The following is an 18,360-nucleotide window of genomic DNA, read 5'->3' as shown; positions in this document are numbered from 1 at the left end:
AACGGACCAACCACGCCCATCTCTCCCGCTACGAACGAGAGTTCATGCCCACCCACTCGAACCAAACGATCACGTTCGGAAAGCGGATGACGTCTGAGCGATCTGCGCCTTGAAGGGGCGTCGCTGAGACACACGACGAAGAGGCAACGTCCGTTCTGGCCACCACCCATCATTCACCGTGAAGCTGTGACACGGCTTCTCACAAATGATCCCATTCTCGGAGCAAGACCAAGAACAGTCGGCGGGAGCGGTCCGGGTCGCGGATTCACTGTCGCAACTCGTCCTCACTCAAAAGTGGCACCAGGCACGTTCTGGGAAATGTTTGTGGCAGCACACAGGGTCATGACGGAACCAGATCGCACCCACGTCCGAAGCGGACGACGTCGAGCGCCACCCCTGCCCACGTTGTAACGCTCAGCCAGGCTCACGCTCCGGGGCGGTCGCCGGCCCTTACCGCACCGGCCGCTTCACCAAGGTGCCCAGTCCATACCCGGCCAGTTCGTCCCCCGTGTCCGCACCGTGTTCCTGACCACCGCAGCACTGAGCTTACGAAAATCTTGTATGAGCCGAGCCACACCCATCGGTGATCGTCAGTTGCACAGCGACAAGCAGGGGTAGGTGAGGCCGGTCGGTAGCCGGGTCACAGTCCTCGATCAGGGCTGGAGACCTCTGGATCGGGGCGGGTCAGGCTGTTTCCCTGCAGATGACAGGCCGCACGTAGAGCATCCAGCTTCTCTGCGTCAGTGGTCTCGGCCGCAGCCGCACACGTGAGGATCCGGAGGTCGGTGCCGGCAGGCATCAGGACATCGACGTCGAGGGTGATGTCACCCACCCGTGGATGTTCGATGGTCTTGCGGTCGCCGGCCCAGGGGGTGGCAGTGCCGTTGAACCACAGTCGGGTGAACGCTGGTTCCCGTCGAAGCATGCCTTCGACGAGTGAGGCAAGACGTTCATCCTGGGGATGGGCGGCAGCCGTCAGACGCAGGTCGGCGACGAGGTCCTCCTCTTCCGCTTCGCTGCCTCTCCATGACCAAACGGGCCATGCCGCAATCGGGTCACGGTCTCTGTTGGCTCTCGTCTGGAACATCCCGGCGACGAGATTGCGTCCCTCCCAGCCATACGCGCGGGGGTCGCCGGCCGTGGCCGTCCACATCTTGTTCCAGCCGATGAGGGTCCAGTCAGCGGCGAAGATCCCGGCGGGAGTCGCTCCCAACTGATGGACCAGTTGCTGCACGCTCGCGGGTATGTGCCTCGAGACGTTCCCGGCAGAAGGCGGTGCGAGTTGGGCGCAGCGGAACAGGTGGTCACGCTCGGACGGGGCGAGGCGCAGTGCTCTGGCCAGAGCGGTGACCACTTGGGCCGAGGGGTTGCGAGCGCGGCCCTGTTCCAGCAGGACCAGGTAGTCGACCGATATGCCTGCCAGACGGGCCAGTTCTTCACGACGCAGTCCAGGGACGCGTCGCTCCCCGCCGGCCTCCAGGCCAATGTCCTGCGGTGACATACGCTCACGCCAGCCGCGCAGAGTCATGCCAAAGTGATTCATCGTCGTCGCCATGCGGACCATCGTCGTCCAGATGCCATGGACGACACGAAGCTTGTGTTGCCGCATAACGGATCTGTTACACGGAGTCGAGTCCTGACCGCCCGGGCCGGGTTACGGCGCGCCGTACGGCAGAGGCTCGCCGGACGCGTCGGGGTAGCGGTCCAGTGCGCCTGGCTAACGGTGGCGGCCCGCGGCGCAGGGGTGGTCTCATCGAACAGCCCGGCGAACGCCCGGAAAATGTGGGGCACTTGAGGCTTGATTTGCGGTTCGCCTTGGACATCATTCGCGGCGACGCGGGCCGCCAACGATGCGGCGGCGTCCAGCAGGCCATCGGTGTCGGTCAGGATGTGACGCTTGCGGCCGTCAGGTGACTTGCCGCCGTCGTATCCACGGCTGTCCTCGCCGACGGTCTCGGAGGCGCAACGCGGACGATCCACCCAATCCCGAAACTTGAAACCGCCCTGGAAGGGTGTGGCGGGGGGCGAGTTCGATATGCCGGCCAGACCGGCCAGCTCTTCGGGGCGCAGTCCGGAGATACTCCCAGTCCACCGTCAGCCCGCTGTCCTGCGGTGACATGCGCTCACGCTAACCGCGCATAGCCATGCCGAAGTGCCATGTCGGCCATGTTATTGGAGGGTCCACGTCTGGTTGTCCCATGCGTTGCATTCCCACAGGACCACCACCGTGCCGCTCGTGCCCCCGAAAACGGTGACGCATTTCTGTGACTGATCGGCCACCAGTTCCGTACCGGAGAAGTGGAATTGCTGGCTGGAGTCGCCGCTGCACGCGCTCAGTTGGATCTCGGTCCGGTTGTCGCTCGCTCCGTCGGCCACGGTCATGCATTTCCCCAGGGAGCGGAAGGTGTCCCCCGATCCAGTCTGCCAGCGCTGTGCCGCGGAGCCGTCGCAGGCGACATGGACCAGCTGGATTCCCTCGGTCCCGGCGCCGCCGCTCAGGCACTTCTGCGTGGCGGGGACCACCAGGGCATGGCCGACGGCCGGGTCGACTGTTGCACTGGATCCGCTTTCCTCGGATCCGGCAGTGCCTCCGGACTCCGGCTCGGAGTCCTCCCGCACGATTGTGGACGTCGGCTTCGAAGAGGCGTGCGGCGTCGGAGACTTGGCGCCGGAACTCGCAGAGCGGGACGCCTTGGGGGAGGAGACCGTGGGTGCGGATGTGTCCGTGGACTGCTGGGTGGGGTTGTCGGCCGGGAGTGGGCCGTCGGACGCGGTGGCGCTGCTCTTCCCCGTTGGCAGGTTGGTCAGCAGTACGGCGATCGTGATCAACAGCGCCGTGGCGACGGCCGCGGCGAGCACGACCGGCTTCGTCGAACGGCCGGGGGGCCGGTGCGTCTGTTGGTCGGTCGTATCGGGCTGTGGAGGTTCTACGGGTGGCTCGGCTGCGGAGGCATCGTCGGTTCCGCGGTTCGAGTTGAGCCCCGATGACGATGACGATGACGATGACGATGACGATGGCGATGGCGATGCGGACTCGGGCACTGGGTTCGCGGCTGTAGCCGGAGCCGGAGCCGGAGCCGGAGCCGGAGCCGGAGCCGGAGCCGGAGCCGAAGCGGGAGCGGGAGCGGGAGCGGGAGCGTCGTCGGCCACGGCCATGGGATGGGCGGCGGGTGGAACAACAGAGGGCCCCGCTGCGCCTGCCGGTCTTCGCAGCATGCGTTCGGCGTCCTCGGCCGACAGCCGGTCGGCCGGTTTGGCTACGAGCAGGCCCTGGATCAGCGGAGTGAGCGGTCCGGCACCGCGCACCTCGGGGGCCGATTCCATGGCGATGGCGTACATCGTCTGGGCCACCGTTCCCCGGCGGAATGGTGAGCGGCCCTCGACCGCTTCGAAGAGCGTTGCGCCGAGTGCCCACAGGTCGGCCTCCGGCCCGGGTTTGGCGCCGACGAGGCGTTCGGGGGCCATGAAGTCGACCGACCCCACGAGTTGGCCGGTGCGGGTGAGCGCCGAGGTCTCGGCGGCCTGGGCGATGCCGAAGTCGGTGAGGACCACGCGGCCGTCCTCAGCGAGCAGCACGTTGGCCGGTTTCACATCCCGGTGCAGGACCCCTGCCCGGTGCGCGGCCCGTAACGCGGCGATCACGCCCCGGCCGATCCGGGCGACCTCGTCGAGCGGGACCGTGCCGTACGCCTTGATCCGGTCGGCGAGGGTGGTGGAGCGCACGTACTCCATCACGATGGTGGGCCGGCCCTCGTCGTCCACGACGTCGTGGACGACAACGACGTTCGGGTGGCTGATCCGGGCGGCGCTGTGCGCCTCGCGCCGAGCGCGTTCGAAGAGGGTGGCGAGTTCGGCGTCGTCGAGTTGGGGCTGGGAGTGCAGCTTCTTCACGGCGACCTGGCGGCCGAGGAGTTCGTCGTGGGCGCGCCAGACGGTGGCCATGCCGCCCCGGCCGATGCGGTCGAGGATGAGGTATCGGCCGGCGATCAGCCGTCCTTCGTCGGACACCGTGGGTTCCTTTTCTCTGCTTCAGACCGATCCGGCCGACGGCGCCACGGGGTTCCTCCGGACGACCGCACGCCCAACGGCCCTTCGCCTACGGCTGGTTGAGGAGCATTTTGGCAGCGAGGGGCCCGGAAGCAGCCGCTTTCCATGGCGCGTCGGGCCCGGTTGTCGCGCGCGGGGCGACACCAGGGTTGTTGGTCGGTTCCATGAGGAGCAGGGCCCGCAGCGAGCGAGGCGGCGCCGCCGTCTCACATCATGAAGATCCGACGACTGTGGTCGACGAACTCGCCGGGCCCTCCGCGTGCCGATCATCCTCTACGGGGGCGGCAGCGGCCTAGGGGGCAGGGTAGGTACAAGCAGTACCACTCACGGCGTTGCTCCAACCAACTCCAAGGGCAAGGTGGCTACAGTCAGCAACCTGCTCTTCCCCGGGGCCCGGCAGGCCGTCCAGATCAAGCGCCGCCGCACCGACCGCAAGACCGGCAAGACCACCATCAAAACCATCTACGCCGTCACCAGCCTCACCGCCGAGCAGGCCACCCCGGCCCACCTCGCGATCCTGTCCGTGGCCACTGGCGGGTCGAGGCCCTGCACCACGTGAGAGACACGACATTTCGCCGAGGACGCCTCTCAACTGCGCACGGGCAATGCGCCCCGGGCGATGGCCACCTGGCGCAACCTCGCCATCGGCGCCCTGCGGCTGGCTGGCGCGACCAACATCGCCGCCGTCCTGCGGTGCAACGCCCGCAATACGGACCGCCCGCTCGCTCTCCTCGGGCTCACATGATCAAGCCGCGTACGCCATGCGACTCGTCGAAGTCCTGCCCACTGGAGTACCCAGTGTGCGCTCCACGATGAGTCGTCAATTGTTGAAGTAGTGGTCTTCCTTGATGTCCGCGATCAGCGTGGGGCGCGTCGGCCGCCATCCCAGGCGTTCCTGCGTCAGTGCGCTCGACGTCGGGCTGTCGATCGATACCAGGGGGCCGAGAAATCCGAAGTGGTTGCCTGCGCTCTCGGCCGCGACGCTGACGACCGGCACCTTCAGCTGACGGCCGATGGCCTCAGCGATCTCCCAAAACGGCACCCCCTCATCGCCGACTGCGTGCAGACGCGAACCGGCTGGGGCGGCCTCCACAGCCAGCCGGTACAGGTGCGCCGCGTCCAGCCGGTGCACCGCAGGCCACCGGTTCGATCCGTCGCCGACATAGGCGGACATGCCCTTCGTGCGGGCGATGCCGATGAGCGTCGGGGTGAAACCCTTCAGGTCTCCCTCGCCGTGCACCAGCGGTGCGAGCCGTAGCGCAGCTGAGCGCACGCCGCGCTCTCCCATCGCGATCACGGCCTGCTCGGTCGGAACCCGCAGGGCCCACGCCCCCAGCCTTTCCACATCGGGGCTATCCGCTTCCGTGCCCAGGCGACCGAACGTCAGGCCCAAGGTTCCCGAGGTCACCACGAAGGGTTTGTCGGAGCCTTCAAGTGCTGCCCCGATCGCTTCGACGGCGCTCAGTTCGACCCGGGCGCGAGCGGCCGGATCCGTGGTCTCAGTAATGTGCTGGTTGGCCGCGTAAATGACCCCGTCCGCTGCAGTGGCGCCGGCACGCAAGCTGTCGAGGTCTTCCAGTTCGCCGCGGCGCACATCTGCGCCGACCGCTGACAACGTCGCGGCGGCCGAGTCCGAGCGGGCGAGGCCGATGACCTGATGGCCTGCTCCGAGGAGCTCGCGGACAACCGCGGATCCGATGTACCCGGTGGCACCGGTGACAAAAATGCGCACGATGACAATCCTCTTGTGGCTTGGAGTCAGCCCGGCCTCTGCAGAGGGGCGGGCTTGTGCCTCAACGCTAGGAACCGCAGGCACTCCGCGTCCAAGTCCTGTTCCGCACCACGTGATGCGAAATGGGTATCACGAGTATCCTGGCGGCGTGCCCGGCCATCCCTCCTCCTCGGCGGACCTCGACCTGCGCCTCGTGCGGTACTTCACGGTCGTCGCCGAGCACCTCAACTTCCACCGCGCGGCCGACGCCCTGCACCTCGCGCAGCCGTCGCTGAGCCGGCAGATTCAGCGCCTCGAAGAACGGATGGGTGTCCGCCTGCTCGATCGCACGAAACAGGGCAGCCACCTCACCGAGGCGGGCCGGATCTTCCTGCCTCAGGCGCACGCACTCCTGCACTCCGCCCGGCAAGCCGTGGCGACGACCCGCGCCGCCGTTGGCCCCGACGAATTCACCATCGGATACACGGGCGGCCTCATCGTGACCACCGCGGCGCGCGAACTGCGCAACCGGTGTCCCGACGCCGAGGTGCGCACCCTGCATCTGGACGTCAGCCAGGTAGAGGCGGCCCTCCTGGACTACCGGGTCGACACGGTCCTCGCCCGAGAGCCGTTCCCGACCGACCAACTGCGCGTAACGGCCCTCTACGAGGAGCCCCGGGTGCTCGTGGTGCCCACGTTCCATCGTCTCGCCGGCCGTACGTCGGTCACCATTGACGACTTTGCGGACGAAGCCCTGGTCCGGTACGCCGACGCGGCGTATGACGCATTCTGGCGTCTCGACCCACGCCCGAACGGGCGCCCGACGCCCGAAGGCCCACTCGCCGCGTCCGCGGCAGACAAACTCGAACTCATCGCCAGCGGCCAGGCCCTCGCCCTCGCGCCGGCCAGCGGCGAGCACACCTCCCTTCGACACGACCTCACGACCATTCCCGTTGAAGGAATCGAACCGTGCCGAGTCGTGCTCGCGACCAGGGCCGAAGACCGTCGACCGCTCGTCGAGTACTTCCTCGACATTGCTGTGAACCAGCTCACTGGGAGGGGCGCGACGCGCTCCCCAAACCTCCGGGAAATGCACTGACAGAGACCGGCAACGGCTTGCAGGATCAACGGTTGGCGCAGTTAAGGATCAAGTCGACCGGCACAGGTGCGAAGCCTGCCCCTCCAGCGCCGCGCACTTCATCGAACAAGGCCTGATGATCCACAACGGCAGCCCACCCAGACCCACCCTGACACCACCTTCGTCGAGGACGCCTCCCGGTGCTGGCTGGCGGCGCCCCCGCGCGGTGGCGACCTGGTGCAACCTCGCCATCGGAGCCCTGCGCCTGGCTGGGGCGACGCAACGTCCGCAACACGGACCGCCCCCTCCCTCTCCTCCAACTCACCTGATCACGAGACGGTCGTTATGCGACAACGCCGAAGCCCTGGCATTACACCCAGTAATTGGCAGCCGTGCCGTCACCGTTGATTCGCTGCCCGGCCCACCTCTACTTGAGGTGACAAGCGCCAGGAGATCTCCTCGTGGCTGATGTGCCGCCAGCCGGCCAGGAGGCGGGAGCGGACGAGTTGGTCGAGGAGGTCCTCCAACTGCTGTGGGGACTGGCCGCACAGGCCGGTGAGTATGTCGAGGTCCGCGGTCCTGGTGGGCTGTTCGAGTGTGACGGTCATTGACCTGCCCTTCTGGGGTGGCGTCGCCGTGCTGTGCGGTGCGACCCGCTCGGTTGCTGGGTCTGGGATGGTGGCCGGGGCGGGAGCTCATGGGTGTCAGTAGGCGGGGATGGTCTCCGGCCGCCGAGGTTCTCGTAGTGGTCGCGGCCGGTCGACATGCCGAGGTGGGCCGCTGCCTGCCGCATGACCGGTACCCCTGCGATCTTGGCCAGGCCCAGCGGGAGGAAGACCAGGGACAGGACGGTGGCGAGCACGGTGGTCATGAGGCGGACCTGCCCTTGCGGCGCTCCTCGCCCAGCCGGACGTAGTGGTCGATGAGTTCGGGGCTGTCCACAGTGGCCGGATTGACGACCTGCTCGACCGCGGCGCCCTGGAGCAGCCGCTTGATCGGGACCTCCAGCTTCTTGCCGGTACGGGTGTGCGGGATGCCCGGCACTTCGAGGATCTCGTCGGGGACGTGGCGGGGTGAGGCGCCGGTGCGGACGGCGTCCTTGATCCTCTCCCGGAGGGTGTCGTCGAGTTCGACGCCCGCCGTTGGGACCACGAACAGCGGCATCCAGTAGCTGCCGTCCGGCTCCTCCGCGCCGATGACCAGGGCCTCGGCGATCTCGGGGAGACGTTCGACGACATCGTGGATGTCGGCGCTGCCCAGGCGGACACCGTTGCGGTTCAGCGTCGAGTCGGAGCGGCCGTGGACGATCACCGAGCCGTGTCCCGTGACGGTGATCCAGTCGCCGTGTCGCCACACGCCGGGGTAGGAGGAGAAGTAGGCGTCCCGGTAGCGGCTGCCGTCGGGGTCGTTCCAGAAGTACAGCGGCATCGAGGGCATGGGGCGTGTGACGACCAGCTCGCCGACCTGGTCGATGACGGGGAAGCCTTCGGCGTCGTACGCGGCCAGTGCCACGCCCAGGTGGGGGGCCGACAACTCCCCTGCCCAGACGGGGGTGTTGGGTGCGCTGCCGGCGAAGCCGGAGACGATGTCGGTGCCGCCGCTGATGGAGGCCAGCAGAACGTGGTCGCCGACGTGGTCGCGGACCCAGGGGTAGGCCGAGGCGGGCAGGGCCGAGCCCGTGCAGCCGATGACGCGGACAGCCGACAGGTCGTGCGCGGATGGGTCGATGCCGAACTTGGCCATGCCCAGCAGATATTGGGGGCTGGTGCCGAAGACGGTGACGCGGCGGCGGGCGGCCAGTTCCCACAGGACGTCGGGCTTGGCAAAGGGGGCCGGGCTGCCGTCATAGGTGCAGGTCGTGGCGCCGGTGAGGAGGGTGGAGGCGACCAAGTTCCACATCATCCAGTGAGTGGTGGTGTACCAGAGCAGACGGTCGCCGGGGCCCAGGTCCGAGTGCAGACCGAGGGTTTTGAGGTGCTCCAGGAGAACGCCGCCGTGGCCATGGACGATGCCCTTGGGCAGGCCGGTGGTCCCGGAGGAGAAGACGACCCACAGCGGATGGTCGAACGGGACCGGTACGCAGGCCAGCTCCTCGGCGCGGGTGGAGGCGTCCTCCCAGGGGACCACCAGCGACGGGTACGCCTGCGACGGCCAGGGCAGGCCCATGTGGTCCACCAGCAGCGTCGCCTTCAACGTGGGGAGGGCGTGGGCGAGTTCGAGGACGGCGTCGCGGCGGTCGTGGGTGGTGCCGTTGAACAGGTAGCCGTCGGCGGCGATCAGCACGGTGGGTTCGAGCTGGGTGAAGCGGTCGGCGGCGGCCTTGGGAGCGTAGTCCTGACCGCACACCGACCAGACGGCGCCCAGGCTCGCGGCGGCGAGGAACGCGATGATGGCGTGCGGGGTGTTGGGCAGGTAGCCGACGACTCGGTCGCCCTGGCCGACGCCGAGGTCGCGCAGGGTGGCGGCGACGGAGGCGACCAGTGCGCGCACCCGCCCGCCGGTCATCTCGTACCCCGCACCGGTCTCGTCGAGGGCGAGGATCGCCGCGTCGTCCTCGGCCAGGTTACGCAGAGCATGGTGAGCGTAATTGAGGGTGGCGCCGGGGAACCAGCGGGCGCCCGGCATCCGCTCCTCGGCCAGCACCTGCTCGTAGGGGGTGTCGGCGGCGATGTCGAAGTACTCCCACACCGCGCCCCAGAAGCCCTCCAGGTCGGTGACCGACCACTGATGCAGGGCGGCGTAGTCGCCCGGATCCATGCCCTGGAGCCGGGCGAAGTCCGCTATGCGACTGGCGGCCGCCGTCTGCGGATCGGGGGTGAAGAAGGGCGTACTCATCGCGTCGTACTCCTCAACAGGCTTTTCGGCGCCATCCGTTCAGAAGGGACGGGGCTTCGGGTGGTGTGCAGCAGGGAGGCCCAGACGGCGGTCGACGTGAAGTCGTGACTACCTGAGGGGACGACGTCCATCACGACGCCGTCGGGCCGCAGCAGGACCGCGTCCGCGCGTCCGCCGCGCAGCCAAGCGGCGAGGGTGCCGTCGTCGCCGAGGTCGGCCACGCAGAGCGCGCGTATGCCGAGGCTGTGGGCAAGCGCGGTCAGGGAGGGGCCGGATTCGGTCGCGGTCACCACGGTGAAGGAGTCGCCGAGCAACTCGTCGAGACGGGTACGCCGTCCGCCGGCGCTCACCCACGGTTGCGGACAGTGGGTGCCCGGCAGGCGTCGGCGGACCCCGCGCCGCACGAGCGGTCCGGCGGTCAGGGGCGGGCTGAGGTCGCGGCCGGCCAGCTCGGTCAGGCCGGGTATGCGGCAGGCCGCGGCCAGGGCCCTGCGGCGGATCGCGGCGGCGCCGTCCTGGCCGCCGGTCATGGCCCAGCCCATGGCGACCGCGAGGCGCACCACATGCCGGGCGTGCGGCCTGCGTTCGCTCTCGTAGGTGTCCAACAGCCGTTCGTCGCCGCCCTGCTGGAGGACGCGGGCGAGTTTCCAGGTGAGGTTGTAGGCGTCCCGCAGCCCCGAGCACAGGCCCTGTCCGATGAACGGCGGGGTGAGGTGGGCGGCGTCGCCGAGCAGGAAGACCCGGCCGCGGCGCCAGCGGTCGGCGACGCGGGCCCGGAAGGTGTACTGCGTCTCACGGACGACGTCGAAGTCCCCGTCGTACGAGGGCGGCAGCCACGGGGCGACCAGCTCACGGACCGTCTCTTGCCCTTCCCCGAGCCGGAACTCCCAGCGGTAGCGGTTCTCGCTCACGCGCATGAAGGTGGCCGGCCGGACCGGGTCGCAGACCTGGTCGACGCCTTCCCAGCAGCGGACAGGGCCCGTCGTGTCGACGTCGATGACCTTCCAGCGTTCCTCGAAGCGCAGATCCTCCCAGGCGCCACCGATGGCTTCGCGGGTGAGGCTGCCCGCGCCGTCGCAGCCGAGGACCGCGTCGGCCCACAGCTCGTGCTCGCCGGTGTCGTCGCGGTAGGTGACACGGACGGGGCCGGTGGAGTCCGGGCCGACGCCGGTGACCTCGACGCCACCGCGCAGTTCGCACTCGGGGCGCCGGGCCAAGGCGTCGCGCAGTACGCGTTCCAGCTCGGGCTGGTCGAACATGCTGGTCTGCGGGTAGCCGTGCCGGCCGTGCTCGGTGCGCCGGAACTCGGCCATCACCCGGTGCCGGGCGTCCAGCAGGCGCAGCCCCTTCGCCGGGCGGACGATCGCGGCGAACTCCTCACCGACGCCCGCAGCCTGAAGGATCCGGTGGATCTCGTCGTCGCTTGCGACAGCGCGGGGGAGCGGGTAGATGTCCCGGTGGCGTTCGAGGACGACACTGCGGACTCCGCGCCGGGCGAGGAGAAGGGCGGCGGTCACGCCCACCGGCCCAGCCCCGACGATCACGACGGGCACACGTGCGGCTTCATCGACGGTCATGTGCGGCTCACCTCGGGGTCTAGTTCGCGGCCGCGACGGGCGTGCGCTGCTCGCCGAGGTCGATGCGGCCGTCGGGGGTCGCGATCGTCGCCGTGACCACGTCGCCCGGGTTCAGGTAGTGCGGGTTCTTCGCCTGGCTCTTGAAGAACGCCCTCCACTTCACGGCGGGTGGCAGCAGCGCGCCGATCTTCTCGACGGCCTTCGGCGGGGCCTTCAAGGCGGTGCCGCCGGGAGTGCCCGTGAGGAGCAGGTCGCCGGCGTCCAGGGTCTGGAAGCGGGCGAGCAGGGTGAGTGCCTGTGCCGGGCGGACGATCATGTCGGCCAGGGTGCGGTCCTGGCGCAGCTCGCCGTTGACGGTCAACTTGAGCCGCAGGTCCAGGAGATGGGTGAAGTCCTCCGGCTCAAGCAACGACAGGTACGGGCCGGTCGGCGTGAAGGTCGGGTACGACTTGCTCTCGTAGAACTGCGTCTTGGTCAGCTGCACCTCACGGGCGCTGACGTCGTTCGTGATCACCAGTCCTGCGACGTATGACGGCAGGTCCCGCTCCTCGACGACGGTGCCAACGGGCAGCGGCGCGCCCATGACGAGCCCGAGTTCGATCTCGTAGTCGAGGAACTTCACGTGGGAGGGGCGGACGACGGCGTCGCCGGGGCCGCTGACCGAGCCGGACGCCTTGCGGAAGAAGGCGGGCGGGATGTCACCCTTGAAGCCCGAATCGCGGGCGTGGCTGCCGTAGTTGACCATCTGGGCGACCACCCGGCACGGCGTGGTGACCGGCGAGAGCGCCACCAGGTCGACGACGGGCGTTCCCGCCTCACCTGAGAGGGTCGCCTCTCGCGCGGCTGTGAGGGCCGCCTCTCGTACGGCGTCGCGGTCGGCGAGCAGTTCGGCGGTGGTGGCGGCCTTGGTGTCGACCGGGACGGCGCGTTCGCCGAGGACGACCCACCAGCCGTCGGCGGTGCGCAGGACATTGGTGCTCATGTCAGTGCCTTTGTGAGGGGGATTCGCGTGCGGAGGTCAGGAGTTTGCGGCCTTGAGCAGGCCGAACAGTCGTGCCGGGTCCATCTCGTTGTCGCCGCGCAGGGCCTCGATGACATCGCGGACCCGCTGCGGGGAGGGGCTCGCGCCGAGGAAGTCGCGGGTGGCCGGCGGGCCCCACTGGGCGAGCCCGCTGGTCGACATCGGCGCCCAGCCGGGCTCGACGTCGCAGGAGAACAGGTCGCCGTCGGCGAAGTGCTCCAGCATGAAGTGGTCGGGGTCGCGCCAGTAGTCGAAGAGCTGGCTGCCCTGGATGTGCCGGCCGATGCCCCAACTGCGCTTGTATCCGCGCTCCTTGAGGTACTCGCCGCCGGCGGCGATGGAGTCCAGGTCGGTGACCTGGTACGCGGAGTGGACGTACCCCGTCCCCGGCCCCAGGTGCATCGCGAGGGTGTGGTGGTCGGCCGGCACACCGCCCAGGTCGCAGCGGATGAACGCCATCGTCGGGCCGCGCCCGCGCTGCCCGTCCAGGAACAGGAAGTCGGACACGATCATCCCGAGGGTGTCCAGGTACCAGTCCAGGGCCCGGCCGAACACGCGCGTCTCCAGCACCACGTGGCCGAGCCGCTGGATGCGGGACGGCTCGCGCGGTGGCCGCTGGGTGGCGTTGGTACGACGGTGATCCGTGCCGAAATTGAGGAGCAGCGGCCGCTGTTCCGGCAGTGCGGGGAGCCGTTCGCCGCAGTGCACGACCCGGACCGGGAAGCCGGAGGGGTCGAGCAGGTCGACCACCTTGCCGCCGCCGGGCACGTCGGAGTCCCGTACGGACGATCCGGTGGCGCGGGCCAGCCGGTCCAGATCGCCCCGCTCCGCCGCGCGGAACACCGGGCCGATGAAGCGGGACGTGCGGCCGCGCCGGATCACCATGCAGGGGGAGCCCGCGAAGGTGCCCCGCAGCCACAGTTCGCTCGCGGTGCGGGCGGCGACGGCGAACCCGAAGTCCCGGGCGAAGACCTCCGCCCGGTCCAGGTCGGGCTTCTCGAACTCCAGCCAGGCCAGGTCCGCCACCTTGATCACGGGATTCCGGGAGCGGCCGGGGTGTTCGCCGCGCAGGGCGCCCTGCTCACTGTGGAGGTCCTGGTGGGCCGTGATGACGTCCCCGTTGACGCGTGTTTCAGACATGGTGCCCTCCGAGCAACATTGCCGTAATGAGGAAATCATCAACTGTGACAGTTCCGCCGTCAAGATGTTCGGCGCAGGAAATGATGAATTCATCAGGACTGCGATCGTCGTCGTGCGCCCGTTAGACTCTGCGCATGTCTACGTCAGCCCCGCCCAGCAACCGGTTCGAGCGGCGTCGCGCAGAGACCCGTAGAGCTCTCGTGCGAGCGGCCCGGCAGATACTCGCCGAGAGCGGCGACACGAGCGTGAGCATCCAGGCGATCGCCGAGCGGGCGGACGTGGGCTTCGGCTCCTTCTACAACCACTTCGAGTCCAAGGCGGAGTTGTTCGAGGCGGCGGTGGTGGACGCCCTCGAGGAGTTCGGGCAGGAATTCGACGAGCGTCTGACGGGGATCGACGACCCGGCGGAGCGGGTCGCGGGCGGCTTTCGGCTCAGTGCCCGCATGGCCGAGTCCCACCCGGAGTTGATGCAGGTCCTGCGCCGCCGTGGCCTCGGGCACATCCACTCGGGCAAGGGACTGGCCCGACGTGCCCTGCGTGATCTCGAGGTCGGCATCGCCTCCGGCCGCTTCACGCCCGTCGACCCCGTGGTCGCCCTGTCCGCACTGGGCGGAACCCTGCTGTCCCTGGTGGAGCTGCGGTTCGCCCGCCCCGAGGTGGACGGTGACGAGGCCGCGGTCACCTTGGCTGAGATGGTCCTGCGGATGCTGGGCCTGCCCGCGGACGAAGCGCACGAGGTCGCCCGACGCCCCTTGCCTGACGCCGGCTGACCTCACGCGGACGACGAGTCCGGGTGGAAGGTGACCGAGTGGCCTGTGAAGCGGGCATCGATTCCGTCCTCGGTGGTGGTGACCGACTGCAGACGCAGTCCTTCGGGCACGTTCTGCAGCGGTACGGGCTCGTCCAGAGCCTTGTCGAGCAGTGATTTCAGCGGAGGGAGCAGTTCGCCCTGCTCCGCGCGTTCGTTGGTGAAGGCGATGCTGTTGCCTTGGGCCGCCGAGACGGCCGCGCTCACGGTCACGTCGCCGACGAGCGGCAGACTCGCGGTCGCGTTGACCCGGCCCGACTCGTCGCCCCGTGACACTTGCACGCCGAGCGCGCTCGACACGTCCGCGTACGACAGGTGGGCGGTTGCCTGAACGCTGCGGGCGTGTGCCACATCGGCGCTCCCCGAAGTCTCGAGCCCGTCCATTCCGACCGTCAGCTTCGTCACCGGCAGGGGCCGAGTCGTGCCGTCCGCGGGTATGTCGCGGGCAGTGAGGTCGACGTGGTCCAAGCGGCCCTCGGCGAGCTGGGTCAGCACGGGAAAGCCCCTGACGTGCACCGCTGGCCGATCGGCGGTTCCCATGCCGTCCTGGAAGGCCTCGGCCGTACGGCTCTCCGCGCGAACAGCGGCGATCCGGTCGACCGCGACTCCGCCGACCAGCAGGGCCACCAGGGAAGCGGCGGCGACGATCAGGCGCCGCCTGGTCCGGGTCGGGGGGCTCACGTACACGGAGCCGTCGCCGTAGTACGGCTCGCCGACGTACTCCTCGTCGCGGTGGGATCGATACATGCTTCTCCTCTTCGAGTGGTGCTTCGGGAAGTGCCTACGCGGCGTCGCCCTCGGGTCGGCCGAGTCCGCGAAGGCACGTCGCCGCGCTGACTCCGTCCACGCCCATCGCGATCAGGGCGGCGGTCGCGGTGCCGGTGCCGTCGTCGCTCCAGACCCCGCCGTTCACGCAGTCCAGAAGGCCTAGCAGGTGTCCCTCCAGCGCCCGGGTCAGCACAGCCGGCGGAGCGAGGGTCTGGAAGACTCCCTGGCGCTGACCCCGGCCGATGATCGCCTCCGCCATGTCGCGCGCGGGGGCCAGGACTTCCGCCAGCCGATCGGCCCCGAGGTCCTGGCGAGCGAGGCGGAGCAGGATGCGGTAGCGATCTCCGACCGGCCACACCGCGAGGACGAAGCGCGCCGCCCCTGTCACCGGCGCCCGAGGACGTGCGGGCGGCGTCCGGTGCCGAACCGCGCGCCGAGCTGGTCCACTACCTGCACCAGCTCGGCGAGCGGCTCGACGACGCCCAGGCCGGGGCCGTTCTCGCCGCCGTACTGGGTGGGGCACAGTACGACGACAACATGCAGAACCTCCGACAGACACTGCTGGCCCAGATTGTGGATGCCCTGCGGCCCGCCGTCACCGCGGCCGTCAACCGGGGGAGGCTGCGCGATGACGTCACAGCCGAGACGTTCGCCATGACGACTGTCGGCCCACTCGTCTACCAGCGCTTTCTCGTGGGTGCCAGGCTCGGTCACGACACGGTGGACGCGGTGGTGGATGCAGCACTACGGGCGTGGGCACCGTAGCGACCCGGTTCGGCTCCTTGGACGAGGTCTACCGGTGCCACCACCTTGACCCATCGGTCGTGTCTTGCGGCGCTCTTGACCTGCGGCGTCGCGCGGTGTCTCACTGAGTGTCAGCAGAGATCCGTCTCATCCGGATGTCAATTCCTCGGGGTTCCGCCACCTCGAAGGTCAGCCGCGACCGACAGAGGGTGCCGCACCATGGCGCGGCACCCTCTCGGTTTGGACGGATCAGAGTTGCTGTCCCGCCCACCATCTGTTGCCTACGAAATCCTTCTCATTCGTCGCTGTGGCATTTGAGCTGTGCGGCGATCTGTGTGGCGGTTCTGGCACCTTCTTCTCGGGTCCAGTACTGCCGTTGCCGAGGCCGTAGTCAGGTCTCAGCATTCCGGGCATTGCGGCCCGGAAGGTCCGTCTCGTCACCAGAGCGTGAGGGCTTCGGTTTGAGGACGGTCTCTCGTTTCTGTCTGCCGCTGCTGCGGCAGGGTTGTGCCACCTGCCCGCCCCGTTTCCGCCTTGCGGCGGGTGCGGGTGGCGCGGGTCTTGTGGTCGGCTCCACGAGGCTTCGACACCACCTCGGTGGTGTCCTGGTCTCCGGCCACTCCGGTACCAGTTGCTGCGGCTGCGGCTGCGGCTGCGGCTGTCGCGAGGGCGGCGAGGTTGAGTGCGGCGTTGTCGTCCCGGTCGATGACCAGACCGCAGGCGTCGCAGTGGTAGGTCCGGACGTGCAGCGGCAGTTTGGCTTTCACTGTGCCGCACCCGGAGCAGGTCTTCGTGGACGGGTACCAGCGGTCGGCGACCACAAGGCGGGTGGCGTGGCGCTGGCTGGTCTTGTAGTCGAGCCGGCGGCGGATCTCCCCGAATCCGGCGTCGGCGATCCTGCGGGCCAGGCGCCGGTTGCGGAGCATGCCGGCGACGTTGAGGTCTTCGACCACGACGGTGCCGTACTCGGCGGCCACGGCGGTGGTGAGCTTGTGCAGGGCGTCTTCGCGGAGGTTCGCCACCCGGTGGTGGACCTTGTTCCGCTGGGCGTTGGCCTTCTCCCACCGCTTCGATGGCTTCTGCCCGGTGCGCCGGTCGGGGCCCTGGCGGCGGGACACGACCCGGGAGGCGCGGCGCAGCCGCTTGCGCGCGGCGTCGTGGTGGCCCGGGTTGGGGATCTGCCTGATCTCGCCGGTGCTGTCGGCCATGACCGCGAGGGTCTTCACCCCAAGGTCGATCCCGACAGCGACGTCGGGGCGCGCGACGCGTTCGAGGTCGCGCTTGACCTCGGCCTGGAAGGAGACGAACCAGCGTCAGAGCAGTCGTCGATCCGTATCCCGGTCAAGATGGTCGTGGTCGGGTCGGACATGCTGTAGACGCCGCACACCCAGGTACCCACGGCCGTCAGGACGGCGAGGCCGCACATCGACCCGCCCGCCACCAGTGGCTCCGGCGCGGCGCGGTCACGGTCACGATGGGCTGCTGTCCCGTCGTCTGCGTCACCTCAGTCATTGCGGGGTCCGCCGGCCGGGATCTCGCCGGAGCCTCGTTCGATCAGCCGGGTCGCCACGGTGACGGTGCGCGTGGGGGACTGGTCGCCGTCGAGTCTGCGGAAGAGTATCTCGGCGGCTGTCCTGCCTACCTGCTCGGTGTCCTGGGCGATGACGGAGATGCCCGGGTTGAGGATGTCGGCCAGCGGGAAGTCGTCGAAGCCCACGTGGGCGACGCCGTGCTCAAGGCCGAGAGTGCGCAGCGCGCGGACGGCTCCTATCGTGACCAGGTTTTGGCTGGTGAACAACGCGGTGGGCGGGTTCGGCAGCGACAGGACTCGCTCGGTCGCGGCGATGGCGGCGGCCTCGCTGGCCCCCGTGTGGTGGACGAGTTCGTCGTCGTAGTCGATGCGCGCGAGTTCCAGGGCGTGTCGGTAACCGTCGAAACGCTGGGCGGCGGTGGAGATGGTCGCCCGGTCGCCGAGGTAGGCGATGCGGCGGTGGCCGGCTTTCAGTAGATGGTCGACGGCGGTGACGGCGCCCTGGCGGTTGTCGGAGACAACGCTGTCCGCATCGAGAAGGCTGGGTTCTCGGTCGACGAAGACCATGCAGGTGCCTGAACGCTGCTCACTGATCAGGTAACTGTGGTCGTGGCCGGCCGGGACGATCACCAGCCCGTCGACCCGCCGGTCGATGAGCGCGCGGGCCAACTCTCGCTCCCGGTCCGGGTTCTCGTCCAGGCTGCCGACCAGGACCAGGACTCCGCGCTCGCGGGCCACGTTCTCGACGGTGCGGGTCAGTGCGGCCGAGAAGGGATTCGCGGCGTCCTCGACGAGCATGCCGATCATCGAGGTTCGGCCGTCTCCGCGGCGCAGGCTGCTGGCGGTCAGGTTGGGCCGGTAGCCCAGTTTGTCGGCCGCGTCACGCACCCGGGCGGCGATGGCCGGATCGACAGTGGGGACTTCGTTGACCACGCGCGACACCGTCTTGATGGCCACGCCGGCCAGCGCCGCCACCTCACGCATGGTGGGGCGGCTGCGGGGGGACCGCGACGGCGGTTCGCCCAGAGTCATCGTTGTCTCCAACTGATTTTGCGTTACCTACTCGTTGCCCACGTATGTCTACCAGTGCCTTGACGGGC

Annotated in this window: 17 protein-coding genes and 1 pseudogene; 5 read left to right on the top strand and 13 right to left on the bottom strand. The window is 69.0% G+C overall.

Annotated elements, in window-relative coordinates:
* Positions 1-640 precede the first annotated feature (640 nt).
* Together ACIRB1_RS43765 and ACIRB1_RS43760 are read right to left on the bottom strand one after the other, a co-directional pair.
* Complete coding sequence (locus ACIRB1_RS43765) at positions 641-1,555, bottom strand: helix-turn-helix domain-containing protein (protein WP_403469561.1); 915 nt, start codon at positions 1,553-1,555, stop codon at positions 641-643.
* Between the two features lie 614 nt (positions 1,556-2,169).
* Positions 2,170-4,008, bottom strand: a complete 1,839-nt coding sequence (locus ACIRB1_RS43760; RefSeq protein WP_403469560.1) for a protein kinase — start codon at positions 4,006-4,008, stop codon at positions 2,170-2,172.
* Between the two features lie 397 nt (positions 4,009-4,405).
* Between ACIRB1_RS43760 and ACIRB1_RS43755 the strand changes: the two genes are divergently transcribed.
* Both ACIRB1_RS43755 and ACIRB1_RS43750 read left to right on the top strand, forming a co-directional pair.
* Positions 4,406-4,606: a hypothetical protein gene (locus ACIRB1_RS43755; RefSeq protein WP_403469559.1), complete on the top strand. Its 201-nt coding sequence runs from the start codon at positions 4,406-4,408 to the stop codon at positions 4,604-4,606.
* 60 nt (positions 4,607-4,666) lie between these two features.
* The gene (locus tag ACIRB1_RS43750; protein WP_403469558.1) at positions 4,667-4,792 is read left to right on the top strand and encodes a hypothetical protein; all 126 of its coding nucleotides are present in this window, start codon (positions 4,667-4,669) and stop codon (positions 4,790-4,792) included.
* Positions 4,793-4,867: 75 nt separating this feature from the next.
* On the opposite strand, the gene ACIRB1_RS43745 is transcribed toward ACIRB1_RS43750, so the two are convergent.
* Positions 4,868-5,779, bottom strand: coding sequence for an SDR family oxidoreductase (locus tag ACIRB1_RS43745; protein WP_403469557.1), 912 nt, complete (start codon positions 5,777-5,779; stop codon positions 4,868-4,870).
* Between the two features lie 148 nt (positions 5,780-5,927).
* Here ACIRB1_RS43745 and ACIRB1_RS43740 point away from each other — a divergent pair, with 148 nt between their 5' ends.
* Positions 5,928-6,857, top strand: coding sequence for a LysR family transcriptional regulator (locus ACIRB1_RS43740; protein WP_403469556.1), 930 nt, complete (start codon positions 5,928-5,930; stop codon positions 6,855-6,857).
* Between the two features lie 377 nt (positions 6,858-7,234).
* On the opposite strand, the gene ACIRB1_RS43735 is transcribed toward ACIRB1_RS43740, so the two are convergent.
* From ACIRB1_RS43735 to ACIRB1_RS43710, 6 genes are read right to left on the bottom strand one after another with little or no spacing between them, the layout of a single operon-like run.
* Positions 7,235-7,444: a hypothetical protein gene (locus tag ACIRB1_RS43735; RefSeq protein WP_403469555.1), complete on the bottom strand. Its 210-nt coding sequence runs from the start codon at positions 7,442-7,444 to the stop codon at positions 7,235-7,237.
* Positions 7,441-7,707 (bottom strand): hypothetical protein, encoded by a 267-nt coding sequence (locus tag ACIRB1_RS43730; protein WP_403469554.1) that lies wholly within the window; start codon positions 7,705-7,707, stop codon positions 7,441-7,443. Before ACIRB1_RS43730 ends, ACIRB1_RS43735 begins: the two co-directional genes overlap by 4 nt.
* On the bottom strand, positions 7,704-9,671 hold the full coding sequence (locus ACIRB1_RS43725; protein ID WP_403469553.1) for an acetoacetate--CoA ligase: 1,968 nt from the start codon (positions 9,669-9,671) through the stop codon (positions 7,704-7,706). The genes ACIRB1_RS43730 and ACIRB1_RS43725 overlap by 4 nt, the downstream gene beginning before the upstream one ends.
* Complete coding sequence (locus ACIRB1_RS43720) at positions 9,668-11,248, bottom strand: bifunctional 3-(3-hydroxy-phenyl)propionate/3-hydroxycinnamic acid hydroxylase (protein ID WP_403469552.1); 1,581 nt, start codon at positions 11,246-11,248, stop codon at positions 9,668-9,670. Before ACIRB1_RS43720 ends, ACIRB1_RS43725 begins: the two co-directional genes overlap by 4 nt.
* A gap of 19 nt (positions 11,249-11,267) precedes the next feature.
* Positions 11,268-12,230 carry a fumarylacetoacetate hydrolase family protein gene (locus ACIRB1_RS43715; protein ID WP_403469551.1) on the bottom strand — a complete coding sequence of 321 codons (963 nt, stop codon included), beginning with the start codon at positions 12,228-12,230 and terminating at the stop codon, positions 11,268-11,270.
* A 36-nt stretch (positions 12,231-12,266) separates the two neighbouring features.
* Positions 12,267-13,409 carry a VOC family protein gene (locus ACIRB1_RS43710; RefSeq protein WP_403469550.1) on the bottom strand — a complete coding sequence of 381 codons (1,143 nt, stop codon included), beginning with the start codon at positions 13,407-13,409 and terminating at the stop codon, positions 12,267-12,269.
* A 134-nt stretch (positions 13,410-13,543) separates the two neighbouring features.
* On the opposite strand from ACIRB1_RS43710, the gene ACIRB1_RS43705 reads away from it, so the two are divergent.
* Entirely contained in the window at positions 13,544-14,179 is a 636-nt protein-coding gene (locus ACIRB1_RS43705; protein WP_403469549.1) for a TetR/AcrR family transcriptional regulator, read from the top strand.
* A 2-nt stretch (positions 14,180-14,181) separates the two neighbouring features.
* Here the strand turns inward: ACIRB1_RS43705 and ACIRB1_RS43700 are convergent, their stop codons facing one another.
* Together ACIRB1_RS43700 and ACIRB1_RS43695 are read right to left on the bottom strand one after the other, a co-directional pair.
* Positions 14,182-14,964 carry a DUF2993 domain-containing protein gene (locus tag ACIRB1_RS43700; protein WP_403469548.1) on the bottom strand — a complete coding sequence of 261 codons (783 nt, stop codon included), beginning with the start codon at positions 14,962-14,964 and terminating at the stop codon, positions 14,182-14,184.
* A gap of 34 nt (positions 14,965-14,998) precedes the next feature.
* Positions 14,999-15,373 (bottom strand): hypothetical protein, encoded by a 375-nt coding sequence (locus tag ACIRB1_RS43695; RefSeq protein ID WP_403469547.1) that lies wholly within the window; start codon positions 15,371-15,373, stop codon positions 14,999-15,001.
* 14 nt (positions 15,374-15,387) lie between these two features.
* Between ACIRB1_RS43695 and ACIRB1_RS43690 the strand changes: the two genes are divergently transcribed.
* The gene (locus tag ACIRB1_RS43690) at positions 15,388-15,750 is read left to right on the top strand and encodes a TetR-like C-terminal domain-containing protein (RefSeq protein WP_403469546.1); all 363 of its coding nucleotides are present in this window, start codon (positions 15,388-15,390) and stop codon (positions 15,748-15,750) included.
* A gap of 416 nt (positions 15,751-16,166) precedes the next feature.
* On the opposite strand, the pseudogene ACIRB1_RS43685 reads toward ACIRB1_RS43690, so the two are convergent.
* Positions 16,167-17,030 (bottom strand): annotated as a pseudogene (locus tag ACIRB1_RS43685) (RNA-guided endonuclease TnpB family protein); the annotation flags it as partial.
* Positions 17,031-17,233: 203 nt separating this feature from the next.
* The gene (locus tag ACIRB1_RS43680) at positions 17,234-18,292 is read right to left on the bottom strand and encodes a LacI family DNA-binding transcriptional regulator (RefSeq protein WP_403469545.1); all 1,059 of its coding nucleotides are present in this window, start codon (positions 18,290-18,292) and stop codon (positions 17,234-17,236) included.
* Positions 18,293-18,360: the final 68 nt, after the last annotated feature.

The organism is Streptomyces sp. NPDC096013 (genome assembly GCF_044763565.1).
Taxonomy (GTDB): domain Bacteria; phylum Actinomycetota; class Actinomycetes; order Streptomycetales; family Streptomycetaceae; genus Streptomyces.
The sequence above is the reverse complement of the archived record's forward strand: the minus strand, read 5'-3'. Positions and strand labels throughout refer to the sequence as shown.

What these genes read in the sequence shown, in the direction of transcription:
- ACIRB1_RS43765 (WP_403469561.1), bottom strand. Translation starts at nt 1,555, where the DNA reads ATGGCGACGACGATGAATCACTTTGGCATGACTCTGCGCGGCTGGCGT.
- ACIRB1_RS43750 (WP_403469558.1), top strand. Translation starts at nt 4,667, where the DNA reads ATGGCCACCTGGCGCAACCTCGCCATCGGCGCCCTGCGGCTGGCTGGC.
- ACIRB1_RS43735 (WP_403469555.1), bottom strand. Translation starts at nt 7,444, where the DNA reads ATGACCGTCACACTCGAACAGCCCACCAGGACCGCGGACCTCGACATA.
- ACIRB1_RS43730 (WP_403469554.1), bottom strand. Translation starts at nt 7,707, where the DNA reads ATGACCACCGTGCTCGCCACCGTCCTGTCCCTGGTCTTCCTCCCGCTG.
- ACIRB1_RS43725 (WP_403469553.1), bottom strand. Translation starts at nt 9,671, where the DNA reads ATGAGTACGCCCTTCTTCACCCCCGATCCGCAGACGGCGGCCGCCAGT.
- ACIRB1_RS43720 (WP_403469552.1), bottom strand. Translation starts at nt 11,248, where the DNA reads ATGACCGTCGATGAAGCCGCACGTGTGCCCGTCGTGATCGTCGGGGCT.
- ACIRB1_RS43715 (WP_403469551.1), bottom strand. Translation starts at nt 12,230, where the DNA reads ATGAGCACCAATGTCCTGCGCACCGCCGACGGCTGGTGGGTCGTCCTC.
- ACIRB1_RS43710 (WP_403469550.1), bottom strand. Translation starts at nt 13,409, where the DNA reads ATGTCTGAAACACGCGTCAACGGGGACGTCATCACGGCCCACCAGGAC.
- ACIRB1_RS43705 (WP_403469549.1), top strand. Translation starts at nt 13,544, where the DNA reads ATGTCTACGTCAGCCCCGCCCAGCAACCGGTTCGAGCGGCGTCGCGCA.
- ACIRB1_RS43700 (WP_403469548.1), bottom strand. Translation starts at nt 14,964, where the DNA reads ATGTATCGATCCCACCGCGACGAGGAGTACGTCGGCGAGCCGTACTAC.
- ACIRB1_RS43680 (WP_403469545.1), bottom strand. Translation starts at nt 18,292, where the DNA reads ATGACTCTGGGCGAACCGCCGTCGCGGTCCCCCCGCAGCCGCCCCACC.